Source organism: Azospirillum sp. B4, assembly GCF_000333275.1.
Lineage (GTDB): Bacteria > Pseudomonadota > Alphaproteobacteria > Azospirillales > Azospirillaceae > Nitrospirillum.
The window spans coordinates 1-2,394 of sequence record NZ_BACU01000177.1 but is presented as its reverse complement, the minus strand read 5'-3'; the positions used below and the strand labels follow the sequence as shown (position 1 = coordinate 2,394).

2 protein-coding genes are annotated in these 2,394 nt (G+C 67.0%); both read left to right on the top strand.

Annotation, left to right across the window (positions count from 1 at the left end; translation table 11 throughout):
• Nucleotides 1-339: efflux RND transporter periplasmic adaptor subunit (locus I55_RS38980; protein ID WP_376739178.1), on the top strand; the 339-nt coding region annotated here is incomplete at its 5' end.
• Nucleotides 336-2,394 (top strand): efflux RND transporter permease subunit (locus tag I55_RS07920; protein WP_044559976.1); only part of this gene is annotated, 2,059 nt, incomplete at its 3' end. The genes I55_RS38980 and I55_RS07920, both read left to right, overlap by 4 nt.

The window sequence follows — 2,394 nt, the reverse complement described above, 5'->3', positions numbered from 1 at the left end:
CATCTGTGCCCGGGGCAGTTCGTAAACGTGAAGGTGCTGAAGCAGACCCGGCGCGGCGCGCTGACCATTCCCACCGCCGCCCTGCAGCGCGGCCCCAAGGGCATCTACGCCTATGTGGTGAAGCCGGACAGCACGGTGGAAATGCGGCCCATCGAGACGGCGGAGGACACCGGCGGCGTCACCGTGGTGACCAAGGGCCTGTCGGCGGGTGAGCGGGTGACCACCAGCAACGCCTACCGCCTGCAGCCCGGCGCCAAGGTGAACCTGGGCGACGCCCGGACGGCGGACGCCATGCCGGCGCCCGGCGGTGTCGGGAAGGCGGAGGGCCAGCAGCCATGAGCCTGTCCAGCCCCTTCATCACCCGGCCCATCGCCACCTCGCTGCTGATGCTGGGCATCCTGCTGGTGGGTATGGTCGCATATCCCCTGCTGCCGGTGGCGCCGCTGCCCCAGGTGGACTTCCCCACCATCCAGGTGTCGGCCAACCTGCCGGGCGGCAGTCCGGAGACCATGGCCTCATCCGTGGCCCAGCCGCTGGAAACCCAGTTCGCCGCCATCCCCGGCGTCAGCCAGATGACGTCCACCAGCACCCTGGGCAGCACGCAGATCACCCTGCAGTTCGACCTGAACCGCAACATCGACGCCGCCGCCCAGGACGTGCAGACCGCCATCGAGGCGGCGGGCGGGCAGCTGCCCAAGAACCTGCCGTCGCCGCCGACGTATCGCAAGATCAACCCGGCCGACAGCTCCGTCCTGGTCTATTCCGTCCATTCCGACAACCTGCCCCTGACGACGGTGGACGACTTCGCGGAGAACGTGATCGCCCAGCGGTTGTCGCAGATCCCGGGTGTGGGCCAGGTCTCCATCGGCGGCCAGCAGAAGCCGGCGGTGCGGGTGCAGGTGGACCCGGCCAAGATCGCCGCGTTGGGCATCCAGCTGGAGGACATCGCCACCGTCATCTCCACCGCCACGGTCAACGCGCCCAAGGGCTCCATCAACGGCGTCGCGCATAACTTCGTCATCTACAACAACGATCAGCTGTTGAAGGCGGAACCGTGGAACGACGTCATCGTCGCCTACAAGAACGGCGCGCCGGTGCGCATCCGCGACATCGGCGTGGCGGTGGAAGGGCCGGAGAACAGCCAGCTGCTGGCCTGGCAGAACAATGGCCCCGGCATCCTGCTGCAGGTGTTCAAGCAGCCCGGCGCCAACATCATGGAGATCGTCCAGCGGGTGGAGGACACGCTGCCGCAGGTGATGGCGGCGGTGCCGCCGGGCGTGAAGATGGACAAGGTCATCGACCGCACCACCACCATCAAGGCCTCGGTGGAGGATGTGCAGTTCACCCTGCTGCTGACCATCGCCCTGGTGGTCATGGTCATCTTCCTGTTCCTGCGCAACCTGTGGGCCACGCTGATCCCCGGGGTGACCGTGCCGTTGGCCCTGTTCGGCACGGCGGCGCTGATGTACCTGCTGGGCTTCAGCCTGGACAACCTGTCCCTGATGGGCCTGACCATCGCCGTGGGCTTCGTCGTCGACGACGCCATCGTGATGGTGGAGAACATCTACCGCCATATCGAGGAGGGCATGTCGCCCCGGGAGGCGGCGCTGAAGGGGGCGGGGGAGATCGGCTTCACCATCATGTCCATCAGCGTCTCCCTGGTGGCGGTGTTCATCCCCCTGCTGCTGATGGGCGGCATCGTCGGCCGGCTGATGCGTGAATTCGCCATCACCGTCACCATGACCATCGCCGTGTCCGCCTTCGTCTCGCTGACCCTGTCGCCGATGATGAGCGCCCTGTTCCTGAAGGATGAAAAGCACGCCCGGCACGGCCGCGCCTACCTGTTCATCGAGGGGTGCTTCGACTGGCTGGTGGCGAAGTACGGCCGGGGCCTGGACTTCGTGCTGCGCCATCAGCGCATGACGTTGACGGTGTTCTTCGCCACCCTGGCGGCGACGGTGGCGTTGTACCTGTACATCCCCAAGGGCTTCTTTCCGCAGCAGGACACCGGCATCATCACCGGCCTGGCCGACGCCGCGCAGGACGTGTCCTTCACCGAGATGGTGCGGTTGCAGCACCAGCTGACCGACATCGTGACCCAGGATCCGGACGTGGCCGCCTGGGGCACGTCGGTCGGCGGTGGCGGACGGCCCATCAACAACGGCTTCATCGTCATTGGCCTGAAGCCGCGCGCCCAGCGCACCGCCACGGCGGACCAGATCATCGCCCGGCTGCGGCCCAAGCTGGCCAAGGTCAAGGGGGCGACGCTGTTCCTGCAGGCCAGCCAGGATTTGAACGTCGGCGGCCGCCTGGCCCGCACGCAGTACCAGTATACCCTGCAGGACGCGGATCTGGGCGAACTGAACGAATGGGCGCCCAAGCTGCTGGACAAGC